The 15,004-nt window shown below is 73.5% G+C and carries 12 protein-coding genes; 7 read left to right on the top strand and 5 right to left on the bottom strand.

Going from position 1 to position 15,004, the window contains the following annotated elements; all coding sequences use genetic code 11:
* Positions 1–145: 145 nt before the first annotated feature.
* Positions 146–544, top strand: coding sequence for a hypothetical protein (locus AB0J67_RS23515; protein ID WP_363485576.1), 399 nt, complete (start codon positions 146–148; stop codon positions 542–544).
* A gap of 68 nt (positions 545–612) precedes the next feature.
* Here the strand turns inward: AB0J67_RS23515 and AB0J67_RS23520 are convergent, their stop codons facing one another.
* Positions 613–1,197 (bottom strand): GNAT family N-acetyltransferase, encoded by a 585-nt coding sequence (locus tag AB0J67_RS23520; RefSeq protein WP_363485577.1) that lies wholly within the window; start codon positions 1,195–1,197, stop codon positions 613–615.
* A 232-nt stretch (positions 1,198–1,429) separates the two neighbouring features.
* Between AB0J67_RS23520 and AB0J67_RS23525 the strand changes: the two genes are divergently transcribed.
* Positions 1,430–5,146 (top strand): family 78 glycoside hydrolase catalytic domain, encoded by a 3,717-nt coding sequence (locus tag AB0J67_RS23525; protein WP_363485578.1) that lies wholly within the window; start codon positions 1,430–1,432, stop codon positions 5,144–5,146.
* A 100-nt stretch (positions 5,147–5,246) separates the two neighbouring features.
* Positions 5,247–6,203: a phosphotransferase gene (locus AB0J67_RS23530; RefSeq protein WP_363485600.1), complete on the top strand. Its 957-nt coding sequence runs from the start codon at positions 5,247–5,249 to the stop codon at positions 6,201–6,203.
* Positions 6,204–6,211: 8 nt separating this feature from the next.
* Here AB0J67_RS23530 and AB0J67_RS23535 read toward each other — a convergent pair whose 3' ends face one another.
* Genes AB0J67_RS23535 through AB0J67_RS23550 form a run of 4 tightly spaced genes read right to left on the bottom strand, consistent with a single transcriptional unit; the run spans position 6,212 to position 10,108 of the window.
* Positions 6,212–7,234 (bottom strand): LacI family DNA-binding transcriptional regulator, encoded by a 1,023-nt coding sequence (locus tag AB0J67_RS23535; RefSeq protein ID WP_363485579.1) that lies wholly within the window; start codon positions 7,232–7,234, stop codon positions 6,212–6,214.
* A gap of 44 nt (positions 7,235–7,278) precedes the next feature.
* Positions 7,279–7,899, bottom strand: a complete 621-nt coding sequence (locus AB0J67_RS23540) for an LUD domain-containing protein (RefSeq protein ID WP_363485580.1) — start codon at positions 7,897–7,899, stop codon at positions 7,279–7,281.
* Positions 7,896–9,371, bottom strand: a complete 1,476-nt coding sequence (locus tag AB0J67_RS23545) for a LutB/LldF family L-lactate oxidation iron-sulfur protein (RefSeq protein WP_363485581.1) — start codon at positions 9,369–9,371, stop codon at positions 7,896–7,898. Before AB0J67_RS23545 ends, AB0J67_RS23540 begins: the two co-directional genes overlap by 4 nt.
* On the bottom strand, positions 9,368–10,108 hold the full coding sequence (locus tag AB0J67_RS23550; RefSeq protein WP_363485582.1) for a (Fe-S)-binding protein: 741 nt from the start codon (positions 10,106–10,108) through the stop codon (positions 9,368–9,370). Before AB0J67_RS23550 ends, AB0J67_RS23545 begins: the two co-directional genes overlap by 4 nt.
* Positions 10,109–10,359: 251 nt before the next feature.
* Here AB0J67_RS23550 and AB0J67_RS23555 point away from each other — a divergent pair, with 251 nt between their 5' ends.
* Genes AB0J67_RS23555 through rhaS form a run of 4 tightly spaced genes read left to right on the top strand, consistent with a single transcriptional unit; the run spans position 10,360 to position 15,001 of the window.
* A complete protein-coding gene (locus tag AB0J67_RS23555; protein ID WP_363485583.1) occupies positions 10,360–11,859 on the top strand; it encodes a sugar ABC transporter ATP-binding protein in 1,500 nt (499 codons plus the stop codon).
* Positions 11,856–12,893, top strand: coding sequence for an ABC transporter permease (locus AB0J67_RS23560; RefSeq protein ID WP_363485584.1), 1,038 nt, complete (start codon positions 11,856–11,858; stop codon positions 12,891–12,893). The genes AB0J67_RS23555 and AB0J67_RS23560 overlap by 4 nt, the downstream gene beginning before the upstream one ends.
* Positions 12,886–13,899 carry an ABC transporter permease gene (locus AB0J67_RS23565; RefSeq protein ID WP_363485585.1) on the top strand — a complete coding sequence of 338 codons (1,014 nt, stop codon included), beginning with the start codon at positions 12,886–12,888 and terminating at the stop codon, positions 13,897–13,899. Before AB0J67_RS23560 ends, AB0J67_RS23565 begins: the two co-directional genes overlap by 8 nt.
* A 46-nt stretch (positions 13,900–13,945) precedes the next feature.
* Positions 13,946–15,001: a rhamnose ABC transporter substrate-binding protein gene (gene rhaS, locus AB0J67_RS23570; protein WP_363485586.1), complete on the top strand. Its 1,056-nt coding sequence runs from the start codon at positions 13,946–13,948 to the stop codon at positions 14,999–15,001.
* Positions 15,002–15,004 lie beyond the last annotated feature (3 nt).

Here is a 15,004-nt window from a genome sequence, read left to right on the forward strand (position 1 = left end):
CCAGGAACGGGTTCGCGCCCGGCAGCCGGAGCTGGTGCATGCTCAGCGACAGCTCCCACATCGGGTCGGCGGTCGGCGCGAGCCGGGTCAGGGCCCGCAGCACAGCTGCACTCCGCACCTCACCCCCTCCAGAAACGGTGGCCGTATGAGTACCGGCAGACGTATCCCTTCCCTCCTCGCGTCGATGCTCGTCTGCGGGGCACTCGCCCTGACCGCTTGCGGCGGGGGCGCGGACCCGGCGCCACCGGCGGCCACCGGCGGCTCGGCGGCGGCAGTGCCGCCGGACGACTGCGCCGGGGCCGGCGAGCGGGTCCGCGACCACCTGAAGAGTGCGCAGGTCCGATCGGTCGCCGTGCAGGGTCAGTGCACCTCGGTCGTGGTCGCCACCTCCCTCGGCGACGGCGACAGCGCGGCGGCCCAGCGGCTGTGCGACACCGCGGCCGAGGTCGCCTACAGCGGCGACGTCAACACGGTCACCGTGCTGGCCGGCTCCGGGGCGGAACTCGCCGTCGGCATCTCCGGCGCGAAGTGCCTGGCCGGCTGACCGGTTCACCGGCGCGGTGCTCCCTCCTCGGGGGGCACCGCGCACCGGCCGGCCCGCCGCGCCGGGCCTCAGCCGCCCCGGATGCGGGCGTGCAGGTGCATGTCGTGGCGGCCGTCGGCGTGGATCGCGTCGCTGCGCTTGGTGCCCTCCAGGAGGAAGCGGGCCTTGACAGCGACCCGGCAGGAGGCTTCGTTGCGGGTCGAGTGGTCCAGGTGCAGGCGGTGGAAACCGGCCTCGCCCAGGGCCCAGACGCTCAGAGCGTTCAGCGCGCGGGAGGCCACCCCCGCGCCACGGGCGGCGGGAAGCACCCAGTACGCGCACCCCGCGACACCGTCGTCGAGGTTCAGGCTGCCCATGGCGATGCGGCCCAGCACCTCGCCGCCGCCGCGGGTCACCGCCCAGCTCGCGCCGGTCTCCTGCGCCCAGGCCTGGCGGTACTGCGCGAACCACTCGCGGACCTGGTCCTCCGACGCGGGCTGGCGGGTGTGCCAGTGCTGGATATGCGGATCCTGGTAGGCGGAGAGGAAGGCCGGTGCGTCGGCGGGCTCCCAGGCGCGCAGGACGAGGTCACCGGGGGCGGCGAGAATCGGTTGCGGACCGGCGGCCAGGGCCCCGGCGGGGATGGCAGGCGGCGTCGAAAGCTTTGCCCTCACGCACGCATCCTCTCGCGCCGATGTTGATCTGTGTCAAGTCCGGCCGAGCCGCCATCGGCTCCACCGCGGCGGTGAGCGGCGGCCGTCGCCCGCGGGAGCGTGATCCGGTCGCACCTCCGATGTGTCCGGAAGGTTTCCACATATTGACAGTCTTGAAAGCGCGCCATAGGGTCTGGGCACCCGCGGGAAATTGAAACGTTTTAACCGAAGCGATCCCGTCAGAGGAGGCGCCATGCGCCGTCCCGTCCCTCTCGCCCGCAGCCGCGTACGTGCCGCGGCCACTCTCGTCACCGTCCTGCTCAGCGCCACCGCAGCCCTGTCGGCGGTGCCCGCCGCCGCGGCCGCTGCCCCGGTCAGCGTCAGCGGCGCGCACTGGATCTGGTATCCGGAGGGCGACCCGCGCACCACCGCGCCCGCCGCCCACCGCTACTTCCGTAAGACCTTCACCGTGGCCGCCGGCGCGGTCACCGACGCCCAGCTCGTCGTCACCGGCGACGACACCGTCGACGTCTGGCTCAACGGCAAGCCCCTCGCAGGCTCCGCCCGCACCGTCGACTCCTGGAAGAGCAGCCTCTACATCGACTTGGCGCCCGCGCTGGTGACGGGCGCCAACACCCTTGCCGTGGCTGCCCGCAACACCGCCGCCGGACCGGCCGGGCTGCTGGGCCGGGTGCGCATCGCCACCGCCGGCGGCACCGTGGACCTGGTCACCGACGGCGGCTGGAAGGCCTTCCAGAGCGCACCCGCCGGCTGGGAGCAGCCCGGCTTCGCCGACGGCTCCTGGCCCGCCGCCGCCGACCTGGGCGCCTACGGCATCGCGCCGTGGCACAGCGACGTCGTCGCGCCGACCACCACGGCGGCGTCCCCGCTCGCGGTCAGCGAGGCGACCACCGAGCGACGGGTGAACCCGCTGGGCGTCGACGCCGCCGCACCCCGGTTCGGCTGGAAGCTGTCCTCGAGCACCGCGCAGCAGTTCCAGGCGGCGTACCAGGTGATCGTGGCCAGTAGCGCCGCCAACGCCAACGGCGGCGTCGGCGACGTGTGGGACAGCGGCCGGGTCGTCGGCCGCCAGGCCGTCGACGTCGCCTACGCCGGACCGGCGCTGACCTCGCTGCGCCGCTACCACTGGCGGGTGCGGGTGTGGGACACCCACGGCCGCGCGGGCGGCTGGAGCGCCGTGCAGTACTTCGAGACCGGCCTGCGCAACCCGGCGACCGAGTGGCAGGCCTCCTACATCGGCCAGCCCGCCGTCACCGACGGCCTGTCCGGCGCGAACTGGATCTGGTACCCGGAGGGCGACCCGATCGCCGGGCTGCCGCCGATGACCCGCTACTTCCGGCGCACGCTCACCCTGTCCGCCGCGCCCACGCAGGCCAGTCTCGTCGTCACCGGGGACGACACCGCCGACGTGTGGGTCAACGGGGTGCAGGTCAGCAGCTCGCCGCGGGTCACCGACTCGTGGAAGCAGGCGGCCGTGGTCGACCTGGCCGGGCGGCTGACCGCGGGCGGCAACATCATCGCGGTCGCCGCGCAGAACACCACCCAGTCGCCGACCGGCCTCATCGCGAAGCTGACCGTCGGCGGCGGCCCGACCGTCGTCACCGACACCTCGTGGAAGGCGTCCCAGTCCGGGCCCTCCGGCTGGCAGCAGCACGGTTTCAACGACGGCGGCTGGCCCGCGGCGCGGTCGCTGACCGCGTACAGCACCGGGCCGTGGGGCGCGAACGTGGTCGTCCGCCGCCCGGCGCCGCTGCTGCGCAAGGGCTTCACCATCAGCAAGCCGGTCGCCTCGGCCCGGCTGCTGACGACCGCGCTCGGCCTGCACGAGACCCGGCTCAACGGGGCGAAGGTCGGCAACGACGTGCTCGCCCCGGGCTGGACCGACTACCACAAGCGGCTGCAGTACCAGGTCCACGACGTCACCGGCCAGCTCCGGCAGGGCACCAACGCGCTCGGCGCGTGGCTGGGCAACGGGTGGTTCTCCGGCAGCCTCGGCATGGCCGGGTCCCAGCGCTACGGCACCCAGCCGTGGTACTCGGCCCAGCTGCACATCACGTACACCGACGGCACCAGCGGCGTGGTCCGCACCGACGGCACCTGGAAGGTCACCACCGGCCCGATCCGGGCCGAGGACCTCTACACCGGTGAGGACTACGACGCGCGGCTGGCCGTCAACGGCTGGGACGGTCCCGACTACAACGACGGCTCCTGGCCGGTCGCGGCCGTGCGCACCGCCGCCGCGCCCCGCCTGGTGTCCCAGGTGGACAACGGCGTCGCCGTGCAGGCCGAGTTCCGGCCGGTGTCGGTCAACCAGCCCAAGCCGGGCGTATGGGTGTTCGACCTGGGCCAGAACCTCGCCGGCTGGAACCGGCTGCGGGTGACCGGACCGGCCGGCACCACGGTCACCATGCGCCACGCGGAGGTGCTCAACCCCGACGGCACCATCTACACCGACAACCTGCGCGCGCCGGGCCTGGCCACCGACCGCTTCACCCTGGCGGGCACCGGCGGGCAGGAGGTGTTCGTGCCGCGGTTCACCGTGCACGGCTACCGCTACGTCGAGGTGACCGGGTTCCCCGGCACGCCGAACCTGGACACCGTGACCGGCCTGGCCGCCTGGACCAAGGGCGCCCAGCTCGGCACGCTCACCACCTCCAACAGCCTGGTCAACCAGCTGCAGCAGGCGATCGTGTGGGGGCAGCGGTCCAACATGCTGTCCATCCCGACCGACTGCCCCAACCGCGACGAGCGGCTGGGCTGGACCGGCGACATCGCCGTGTTCGCCGCCACGTCCACGTTCAACGTGGACATGCAGGCGTTCCTGGACAAGTTCGCCGACGACCTGACCGACGCGCAGCGGCCCGACGGCGCGTTCACCGACACCGCGCCCGACGCCTGCTGCGGCGCGGGCACGGCCGGGTGGGGCGACGCGGGCGTGATCGTGCCCTACACCCTGTGGCAGCGCTACGGCGACCTGCGGGTGGTCGACGAGCATTTCGACGCGATGGCCCGCTGGGTGGACTACCTGCGCGCCACCTCCGGCGCGGACCTGATCCGCAACACCGGCGGCTACGGCGACTGGCTCAACGTCAACGACGACACGGCCCGCGACCTCATCGCCACGGCGTACTTCTCCTGGTCGGCGCGGCTGGTGTCGCGGATGGCCGCGGCGACCGGGCGCACCGCGCAGGCGGCGAGCTACGGCACGCTGGCCGACCAGGTCGCGGCGGCGTTCCGCAACCGCTGGGTGTCCGGCGACGGCACGGTCGCGGGCAACACGCAGACCGGGTACGTGCTGGCGCTGTCGTTCGGGCTGCTGCCGGCCAACCTGGTGGGCCCGGCCGTGAACAAGCTCGCCGGGGAGATCGCCGCCGCGGGCAACCACCTCAGCGTCGGCTTCCTCGGCGTGGAGAACCTGCTGCCGGTGCTGGCCGACAACGGCCGGGCGGACCTGGCGTACCAGATCCTGCTGCAACCCGGCTTCCCCGGCTGGGGGTACATGTTCAGCAGGGGCGCCACCACGATCTGGGAGCGGTGGGACGGGATCATGACCAACGGGGCGTTCAACACCCCGTCCATGAACTCGTTCAACCACTTCGGCATGGGCTCGGTCGGCGACTTCCTCTACCGGCAGGTGGGCGGGCTGTCCTCGGCGAGCCCCGGCTACCAGTCGCAGCTGGTCGCGCCGCGTCCCGGTGGCGGCCTGACCTCGGCGCGCACGGCGATGCAGACGCCGTACGGGCAGGCGGTCAGCGACTGGTCGATCTCCGGCGGCGTGCTCACGCTGCGGGTGACCGTCCCGGTCGGCACCTCGGCCACGGTACGGGTCCCGGCGGCCTCGGCCGCCGCGGTGACCGCACCGGCGCAGGCGGTGCCGTTCGGGTACGCGTCGGGCGCGGCCTCCTACCACCTGCCCTCGGGCAGCTACGTGTTCACCGCCCCGGCGTGAGCACGATCCGCTGACCGGCGGCCCGCCTCCGTCCCACCGTAGGCGGGCCGCCGCCGCGCGCCTGACATCGAGTGAAGGAGGTGACGGAGCCGTGCACGACATGCCGTCGATGACCGGGGGCCGCCGCATCACCTGGACGCGGCTGCCCGCGACGGTCGCCGACGCGATCGGTGCGCTGCTCGGCGGCCGGGTGGTCGAGGCGGTCAGCCAACCCGGCGGGTTCTCCGAAGGCCTGGCCGCGCGGGTGCGCACGGACGGCGGGCGCCGGGCATTCGTCAAGGCGGCCAGCTGGTCGGCGGCACCCGTGACAGCGCTGTTCCACCGGCGGGAGATCGACGTCTCGCGCCGGCTGCCCGCCGTGGCGCCGGTGCCCCGGCTGCTGGACACCTACGACGACGGCGCCTGGGTGGCCCTGCTGTTCGAGGAGATCGACGGCGCCCTGCCCGCCCAGCCCTGGCGGCCCGACGAGTTCGACCAGGTGCTCGCCGCCGCCGCGGACCTGGCGCCCCTGCTGGCCCCGTCGCCGGTCGCCGCCGCCGTCCTCGGCCCGCCGCGGCTCGGCGGCTGGGCGGCCGTCGCGGGCGAGGGCGCGACCGGCCGCCTCGCGTCGCTGTCCCCCTGGGCGGCCCGCCACCTCGACGAACTAGCCGCGATCGAGCAGCTCGCCGGAAGAGCGCTCGCCGGTGACACGTTGCTGCACGGCGACATGTACCCGTTCAACGTCATGCTCACCGCCGAGCGGGTGTACTTCATCGACTGGCCGCATGCCTGGCTCGGCGCGGCAGGCTGCGACGTGCTGACGCTGCTGTCGAGCGCGTCACTGTCGGGGCTGGACCCGCAGCCGTTCGCCGTGCGGCATCCGCTCACCCGCCACCTCGCCCCGGAGCAGATCGACGCCTTCCTGGCCGCGCACTCGGGGTTTCTGCTGCGGTTGGCGACGACCGTCGAGCCGGACGCCGACCGCAACTTCCTCCGCATGATCACCGAGTTGGGGATGGCGTCGCTGCGCTGGCTGCAGCGCCGGCGCGGCGCGAGCGGTGATCGCGGGACGGGCTGACCCGCCCCTCAGCCGGGTGGGTGCTGCGCGCCCGCGGTCGACTGGCGCACCACCAGCTGGGGCTGGAAGACCACGTGGCGATGGTCGTGGTCGCCGTCGTTCTCGGCCTCCTCCAGCAGCATCTGCGCGGCGGTGCGGCCGAGCTGCTCGCGCGGCTGCCGGACCGAGGTCAGCGGCACCGCCGCCGCGCCGGCGAACTCGATGTCGTCGTAGCCGACCAGGGCGATGTCCTGCGGCACGCGCAGCCCGCCGACGGTCAGGCCCTGCAGGACACCCAGCGCCAGCAGGTCGTTGGCGCAGAACAGGGCGGTGGGGCGCTGTGCCGGGGGCAGCGCGCAGATGCTCTCGGCGGCCTGCCTGCCGGCCGCGACGGTGAGGGACCGGGTCTCCAGCACGCGCAGGTCGGCGCCGTGCTCGGCCAGCGCGGCCGCGGCCCCGGCGTGCCGGTCCGCCACCTGGGGGATGGCGAGCGGCCCGCCCACGAAGGCGACCGCGCGGTGCCCGCACTCGACCAGGTGCTCGGCGGCGAGCCGCCCGCCGAGCCGGTCGTCGACCGCCACCGAGCAGCGGTGGGAGTGGCCCGAGCCGCGGTCGACGAGCACCACCGGGATCCCGCGCGCCACCAGGCGTTCCAGGCGGTCGTGGTGGTCGTCGCCGACCGGGGTGATCAGCAGGCCGCGGACCCGCTGCTCCTCCAGCAGGTCCAGGTGGTGCCGTTCCCGGGCGGCGTCCTCGCCGCTGCTGCACACGACGAGCATGCCGCCGGCGGCCTCGACGACCGTCTCGGCGCCACGGACGACGTCGGTGAAGAACGGGTTGGACACGTCCAGCACGACGATCGCGACCGTCCGGCTGCGACCCGCGCGCAGCTGCCGGGCGGAGTCGTTGCGGACGTAGCCGAGTTCCTTGATGGCCTCGAGGACGCGCTGGCGGGTCTGCGGCGCGACCGCGTCGGGGCGGTTGAGCACGTTGCTGACCGTGCCCAGCGACACGCCCGCGCGCTGCGCGACCTCCTTGATGCTCGCCGCCACCGCCGCTCGCCCTCCCTCTGCCCGGTTGCTGAAACGATCTAAGACTACGGTCGGGTCCCGGGCCCGCCGACGATGACCACGATGAGGGTACGCGGGCCGTGAACGCCCTCGACCCTGCTCAGCTCGATGTCGCTGGTGGCCGACGGTCCGCTGACCAGGGTCAGGGGACGGCCCGGGTCCAGCCGCCGGATCAGCTCGGGCACGGTCTGCACGACCTGGTCGGCGTACACCACGCAGACGTGCCGGTCGGGGATCAGGGTCAGCGCACGGCGCCCCTGGCGGGGACCGGCGTCCAGCGCGATGGTACCGGTGTCGGCGCAGGCGGCGGCGCATCCGGTCAGCACCGCGTCGACCCGGTCCAGCTCGGCGTTGCCCAGCGGCGGGTCGTCGCGCAGCGCGCCGGGCACCGCGAGGTCCGACCCGGCCGGGACGACGACCCGCCAGCCTCGCGTCAGGTCGGCCAGGGTCGCGGCCAGCGCGTCGGGAGCGCAGGCGTGCACCGCCGCCCGGTAGTCCTCCAGCCGGTCGGTCAGCAGGCGCAGCAGTTCCGGCGCGCCGGGGGCGTACCGGCCGGTCAGGTGGTAGTCGCGCGGCACCGGCGGGACGGCGGGGCAGGGGCCGAGCGCGGTGCGGATGCGGCCCAGGATCTCGTCACGGGCGTTCACCGGGAACCCTCCTCGGGCCGGCCGGAGGCGCGCCACCACTGCCGGAACGTACGCGACGGCGGCACCGGCAGGTCACGGGCCGCGGTCCACGCCGACAGCGGCGGCGGCAGCCGCCGGATCCGGCCGCCCCGGCCGAGCAGGCGGCCCAGCCGCAGCGCGAGCTCGGCCAGGCGGAACCGGCGCGGACGCGCCATCACCCAGGCCGCCGCGGCCATGGCCACCGCCTCGGCGGACGGCACCGGCCCCCGGGCCCGGTGGTCGACGCGCTCGCCCCGCAGGTGCACCAGGATCGAGGGGATGTCGATCCGGACCGGGCACACGTCGTAGCAGGCGCCGCACAGCGTCGACGCGTACGGCAGGGAGGCGTTGTCCTCGACCCCGGTCAGCTGGGGGCTGAGGATCGCGCCGATCGGTCCGGGATAGACGCTGCCATAGGCGTGCCCGCCGGTGCGCTCGTAGACGGGGCACACGTTGAGGCAGGCCGAGCAGCGGATGCAGTGCAGCGCGCTGCGGCCCGCCGCGTCGGCGAGCACGGCGGTGCGGCCGTTGTCGACCAGCACGAGGTGGAACCGCTGAGGCCCGTCGCCGGGGGTTACCCCGGTCCAGGTGGAGGTGTACGGGTTCATCCGCTCGCCGGTCGACGAGCGGGGCAGCAGCTGCAGGAACACCTCCAGGTCGGTCCAGGCGGGCACGACCTTCTCGATGCCCATGACGGTGATCAGCGTCTCGGGCAGGGTCAGGCACATCCGGCCGTTGCCCTCGGACTCGACGACCGCGACGGTGCCGGTCTCGGCGACGGCGAAGTTCGCCCCGGACACCGCGACCCGGGCGGTGAGGAACTTGGCGCGCAGGTGCGCGCGCGCCGCCATGGCCAGCTGCCGCGGCTCGTCGGTCAGGGCCGGGTCGACGCCGGGCATGCGCCGCAGGAAGATGTCGCGGATCTCGGTGCGGTTGCGGTGGATCGCCGGGACCAGGATGTGGCTGGGCCGGTCGTCGCCGAGCTGCACGATCAGCTCGGCGAGGTCGGTCTCCACGGCGGTGATGCCGGCCGCCGCGAGCGCCTCGTTGAGTCCGATCTCCTGGGTCGCCATCGACTTGACCTTGACGACCTCGGTGGCGCCGGTGTCGCGGACCAGCCCCGTGACGATCCGGTTGGCCTCGACGGCGTCGCGGGCCCAGTGCACCGTGCCGCCGTTGGCGGTGACCCGCTCCTCCAGCCGGAGCAGGTGCTCGTCGAGGCGGGCCAGGGTGGCCGCCTTGACGGCCTCGCCCGCGCGGCGCAGCTGCTCCCAGTCGGCGACCTCGGCGACGACCCGCGCGCGCTTGCCGCGGATGGTCGCGGTGGCGTGGCCGAGGTTGTGCCGCAGCTGGTCGTCGGCCAGGGCCTTGCGCGCCGCGTCCGGGAACGGCTCCTGCTCGCGCAGCTGCCCCACGCCGCGCGGGGCGTGCGGCATACCCAGGAAGGTGCTCATGCGATGCTCCCGTCGGTGCTGGCCAGGATCTGGGCCAGGTGCAGGGTGCGCACCCCGGCCCGCAGCCGCGACAGACCGCCGCCGATGTGCATCAGGCACGACGAGTCCCCGGCCGTGACCGTGCCGGCCCCGGTACGCAGGACGTGGCGCATCTTGTCGGCGAGCATCGCCGCGGAGGTGTCGGCGTTCTTGAGGGCGAACGTGCCGCCGAAGCCGCAGCACTGCTCGGCGTCGGTCAGCTCGACCAGGTCGATGCCGCGTACGGCGCGCAGCAGCCGCAGCGGCTTGTCGCCCACGCGCAGCAGCCGCAGGCTGTGGCAGGTCGGGTGGTAGGTGACCCGGTGCGGGAAGTGCGCGCCCACGTCCTCCACGCCCAGCACGTCGACGAGGAACTCCGACAGCTCCCAGGTCCGTCGCGCGACGTGGTCGGCACGGTCGGCCAGGCGGTCGTCACCGGCGTCGCGGGCCAGCGCGGCGTGCTGGTGGCGGACCGACCCGACGCACGAGCCGGACGGGGCGACGACGGCGTCGTAGGGCTCGAACACGTCGACGTGGTGGCGCACCAGGCCGCGGGCCTGCCGCCGGTATCCGGTGTTGAGGTGCATCTGCCCGCAGCAGGTCTGCCCGGCGGGCAGCACGACATCGTGGCCGAGCCGTTCCAGCAGCAGCACCGTGGCCCGCGCGGCGTCGGGGAACATCGCGTCGGCCAGGCAGGTGGCGAACAGGGCGACCCGCATGCGGCTCACCGTGCCGCGTGCGACGGCCGTCGCGCGATCCGTGTGAAATGAACCAACTCCGGTGCCCTCCCCGAGCCGCAGGTCCGCAGTGGACGAATGAAGGTAACGACGCAGTAACGCCAGACGAAACCCTTGACGGCGCGTCGGGCCGTCTCCTAACGTCATCCTAGCGAGGCTATGAAACGTTTCACAATGCGTGGTCTGAAAACAGTGCGTTACGTGAGAAAGCGTTGCCTGGAAAGAGGTCTCCCGTGCCGACACCCCTGCTCGTGCTCGAGGGCGTCAGCAAGTCCTTCGGCGCCGTCGCGGCGCTGCGCGACGTGCGCCTGGAGCTGTCCGCGCACGAGGCGCACGCGCTGGTGGGGGAGAACGGCGCCGGCAAGTCCACCCTGGTGAAGATCCTGGCCGGCGTGCACAGCCCCGACAGCGGCACCATCACCCTCGACGGGCGGCCGCTGCGGCTGTCCGGCCCCGCCGACGCGCGAGCCGCCGGCATCGCGGTCATCTACCAGGAGCCGACGCTGTTCCCCGACCTGAGCGTCGCGGAGAACATCTTCATGGGCCGACAGCCCCTGCGCAGCCTGCGCCGCGTCGACACCGCGCAGATGCGCGCCCGCGCCGCGGAGCTGTTCGCCCGGCTCGGCGTACGCCTCGATCCCGACCGGCCCGCGCGCGGGCTGTCCATCGCCGACCAGCAGCTGGTCGAGATCGCCAAGGCCATCTCGCTGGACGCGCGGGTGCTGGTGATGGACGAGCCGACCGCCGCGCTGTCCGGGGTGGAGGTCGAGCGGCTGTTCGCGGTCGCCCGGTCGCTGCGCGACGCCGGCACCGCCGTGCTGTTCATCTCGCACCGCTTCGACGAGGTGTTCGCGCTGTGCCAGCGGGTCACCGTCATGCGCGACGGCAGGTGGGTGTCCACCGACCCGGCCGAGGCGCTGACCGTCGACGAGGTCGTGCGGCGCATGGTCGGCCGCGAGGTCTCGGCGATGTACCCCAAGCAGGAGACCACCGCCGGGGCGCCCCGGCTGCAGGTGCGCGGCCTGACCCGGCACGGCGTCTTCCAGGACGTGAGCTTCACCGTCCACGCCGGAGAGATCGTCGCCCTCGCGGGGCTGGTGGGCGCCGGGCGCAGCGAGGTCAGCCGCGCCGTCTTCGGCGTCGACCGGTACGACGCCGGGGAGGTGCTGGTCGACGGCGTCCGGCTGCCCGGCGGCGACATCAACGCCGCGATCCGGGCGGGCCTCGCCCTGGTGCCCGAGGACCGCCGCCAGCAGGGCCTGGTCATGGAGCTGTCCGTCGAACGCAACACCAACCTGCCCCGCCGCTGGTCGCTGGCCCGCGCCGGGCTGCTGTCCGGCGGCGCCGAACGCCGGTCGGCGGCGACCTGGACGCAGCGGCTGCAGGTCAAGGCGGGCCGGCTCACCGACCCCGTCGCCACCCTGTCCGGCGGCAACCAGCAGAAGGTCGTCCTGGCCAAGTGGCTGGCCACCGCCCCGCGCGTGCTGATCGTCGACGAACCCACCCGCGGCATCGACATCGGCACCAAGGCCGAGGTGCACCGGCTGCTGTCCCAGCTGGCCGCCGACGGCGTCGCGGTGCTCATGGTCTCGAGCGAACTCCCGGAGGTGCTGGGCATGGCAGACCGCGTCCTGGTGATGCACGAGGGCCGGCTGGCCGCCGACATCCCCCGGGCACAAGCCGACGAGCAGGCGGTCATGTTCGCCGCGACGGGACAGGCGGCCGCCGCATGACCGTCACCGCGACCCCGCCCGCCGCGCCGGCCGAGGCCACCCGCGGCACCCGCCTGGCCCGGCGCGCGTTCCTGGCCCGCGAGCTGGGCATCGGCCTGGCCCTGATCCTGCTCGTCGCGGTCACCTACGCCGTCAACCCGCGGTTCCTCAGCGCGCAGAACGTCAAGGACCTGCTGCTGGGCTCGACCATCCTGGCGATCCTCGCCGTCGGGCAGGCCGTCGTGGTCGTCACCCGCAACGTCGACCTGTCCGTCGGCTCCGTGCTCGGGCTGTCGGCGTTCGCCACCGGCACCGTGTTCGTCGCGTCGCCCGGCCTGCCGATCCCGCTGATGCTCCTGATCGGGACGGCGCTCGGCGCGGTGCTCGGCGCCGTCAACGGCGGCCTGATCGCCGCGGCCCGGGTGCCCGCGCTCGTGGTCACCCTCGGCACCCTCTACATGTTCCGGGGCCTGGACTACATGTGGGCCACCGGCAAGCAGGTCAACGCCGCCGACATGCCCGCCGCCTTCCTGCGCATGGGCACCGCGACCGTGCTCGGCGTGCCGGTGCTGGCCCTGTTCGCCGTCGCCGTCCTCGTCGCGGTCGGCTACTACCTGCGGCACTACCGCGGGGGCCGGGAGCTGTACGCGATCGGCTCCGACCCCGCCGCGGCACGGCTGTCCGGCATCCCGAGCGGCCGCCGCGTGTGCTTCGCGTTCGTCGCCAGCGGCGCGCTGGCCGGGCTGGCCGGCGTCCTGCACGCCGCCCGGTTCGGCACCATCGACGCCAACGCCGGCCAGGGCATCGAGCTCAACGTCGTCGCCGCGGTCGTCGTCGGGGGTGTGGCGATCTTCGGCGGCAGCGGCTCCGTCTACGGCGCGGCCCTGGGCGCCGTCCTGCTCACCACGATCCGGGCCGCGCTGCCGGTGCTCGGCGTCAACCCGTTCTGGCAGGACGCCGCGGTCGGTGCGCTGATCCTCGCCGCGATCGGGCTCGACCGGGCGCTGTCCGCCCGCGTCGGGCGCAGCCTGCGAGAAAGGACGGCCCATGTCTGAGCGTGCCGCCGCGGCCCGCCGCGTCCTCGGCTCCTGGGACGTGATCATGCTGATCGCGCTGGTGGTCGTCTCCGCCGTCGGCGCGCTGACCATCGACGGGGTCGCCAGCCCCCGGTTCTGGCGCTTCGTCGTGCTGGAGGCGCTGCCGATCGCGCTGATCGCGCTGCCGATGACGCTGGTGGTCATCACCGGTGAGATCGACCTGTCGGTGGCCAGCGTGCTCGGGCTGACCTGCACCGTCATGGGACACCTGTGGGCCTCCGGGGTGACCTCGCTGCCGGTGCTGATCGCGGTGAGCCTGCTGCTGGGCGCGCTGCTCGGCGCGGTCAACGGGCTGTTTGTCACCGGGTTCGGGCTGCCGTCGCTGGCGGTCACCATCGGCACCCTCGCCCTGTACCGGGGGCTGGCCTACGTCGTGCTCGGCGACCGGGCCGTGGCGGACTACCCGACGGCGTGGACCACCTCGGCGATCGCGCCGATCCCCGGCACCACCATCCCGTGGATGATCCTCGTGCTGGCCGCGCTGGCCGTGGTGTTCGCGGTCGTGCTGCACGCCACCCCGGTCGGGCGCGGCCTGTACGCCATGGGCAACAACGCCGAGGCGGCCCGCTTCGCCGGCATCGACGTGCGGCTCACCAAGTTCTGGCTGTTCGTCGCGACGGGGGCGATGTCGGCGCTGGCCGGGGTGTTCTGGACGCTGCGCTTCGCCAGCGCCCGCGCCGACAACGGCAGCGGCCTGGAGCTGGCGGTCGTCGCCGCGGTGCTGCTCGGCGGCGTGTCCATCTTCGGCGGCCGCGGCGCGCTGCTGGGTGTGCTGGCCGCCGTGGCCCTGCTCGGCGTGCTGCGCAACGCGCTGCAGCTGGCGTACGTGCCGGCGAACACGCTGACGGTCATCACGGGGGCGCTGCTGATCGCTTCGGTCGTCGGACCGAATGTCGCCGGGATGCTGCGCGAGCGGCTGCGCCGGCGGCGATCCACCGCACCAACAGTTTCGCCCATCTCCTGATGCCGCAGGAGAGCCCTCTGCGGCCCCCGATGAAAGGAACTCGACGATGAGAGCAGGCACCACACGGGTCCGCCTGGTGGCGATGACCGTGCTGGCGGCGCTGTCGCTGGCCACGGCGGCGTGCGCGGAGGACTCGACCGGCGGCGCGGCGGGCGGCCCCGGCGAGGCGGGCGGCATGAAGAGCGGTCTGAAGATCGCGTTCCTGCCCAAGCAGGTGAACAACCCTTACTTCACCACCTCCGACAACGGCGGCAAGGCCGCGGTCGAGGAGTTCAAGGGCAGCTACAGCGAGACCGGGCCGTCCGAGGCCAGCCCGTCGGCACAGGTCAGCTACATCAACACGCTGTCGCAGCAGAACACCGACGTCATCGTGGTGTCCGCCAACGACAAGGACGCCATCTGCGGCGCGCTCAACGAGGCCCGCCAGGCCGGGGCGAAGGTGGTCACCTTCGACTCCGACACCAACCCGACCTGCCGGGACCTGTTCATCAACCAGGCGACCGCCGAGGGCATCGCCGCCAACCAGGTGAAGCTCATCTCGGACGCGGTCGGTCCCGAGGGCGGCGAGATCGCGATCCTGTCGGCGACCGCGAACGCGACCAACCAGAACGCCTGGATCGAGCTGATGAAGACCGAGCTGGCCAAGCCCGAGTACGCCAAGCTCAAGCTCGTCGACACCGTCTACGGCGACGACCAGGACCAGAAGTCGTTCACCGAGACCCAGGCGCTGCTGGCCAAGCACCCCAACCTCAAGGGCATCATCTCGCCCACCACGGTCGGGGTCGCCGCGGCCGCCCGCTACCTGTCCGGCTCGACGTACAAGGGCAAGGTGCAGCTGACCGGCCTGGGCACGCCCAACCAGATGCGCGCCTACGTCAAGGACGGCACCGTCAAGGCGTTCGCCCTGTGGAACCCGGCGGACCTGGGCTACCTGGCCGCGTACGCGGGCGGCGCGCTGGCCTCCGGGCTGATCACCGGCAAGGAGGGCGACAAGTTCACCGCGGGCAAGCTCGGCGAGTACACCGTCGGCAAGGACGGCACCGTGCTGCTGGGCGACCCGTACACCTTCGACGCGTCCAACGTCGACAAGTTCGACTTCTGATCC

Origin of the sequence: Catellatospora sp. NPDC049609 (genome assembly GCF_040675365.1) — a bacterium.
GTDB lineage: Bacteria > Actinomycetota > Actinomycetes > Mycobacteriales > Micromonosporaceae > Catellatospora.